General features: G+C 73.9%; 1 protein-coding gene. It reads right to left on the bottom strand.

What is annotated here, in order from left to right; translation table 11 throughout:
* A partial coding sequence (locus tag EGM46_RS14565) for a CDP-glycerol glycerophosphotransferase family protein (RefSeq protein WP_206427603.1) occupies positions 1-706 on the bottom strand: 706 nt, incomplete at both ends.

Raw genomic sequence — 706 nt, forward strand, 5'->3', positions numbered from 1 at the left:
CTGCTCGGTCGAGTGCGGGTTCTGCGAGAGCATGAGCGACCAGCGTCGGCTCTCGCGGCGGATCGCGATGCGCGTGCGGAGCCCGACGTCCGGTCGCCCCAGCGCGAGGTGCTTCAGCATGGTGCCGTGCCAGGTCTGCAGCACGGTCTGTCCGCGCCGCCGCCGGAACCGGTACCGCAGCCAGTCGTTCACCACGAGCAGGCTGGCCCCGCGGCGTGCGGCGTGCCACTCCGGCCCGCCAACGAGCACGGGCGTTGCGCCGTGCGGCACGGCCTGGAGCTCACTCGTGACGCTCCAGTAGCGCGGCAGCTCGGGGTGCGTGCGCGCGAGCTCCGCGTCGATCGCGAGCGGATTGCAGCTCACCTGGCGCCCGTAGAAGCTCTCGAAGAACACGCCGCCGGGCGGCACCAGCTGCGCGGCGGGAAGCTGGAGGCGGCGGATCGCGGCGAGCACGCGCTCAGCCGCGCCACCCTCCGGGTACGCATGGAAGCGCGCGGCGAGCGCCCGCGTTTCCGCCTCGGCGGCGCGCCGCGTCGGCGTCCCCGGAGCGAGCTCGGACAGCCGGGCGAGCACCGCCGCCCAGTCCTGCGCGATGCGTCCGCCGCTCGTCACCTCGAGTGGCTCGTAGAGCCCGCGGGAGGCGCCGTAGGCGAGCTGATCCGGCGCGAACCACACAATTGGTCGCCCGAGCAGCGAGAAGTCGAGC

Origin of the sequence: Leucobacter chromiireducens (genome assembly GCF_003917135.1) — a bacterium.
GTDB lineage: Bacteria > Actinomycetota > Actinomycetes > Actinomycetales > Microbacteriaceae > Leucobacter > Leucobacter chromiireducens_A.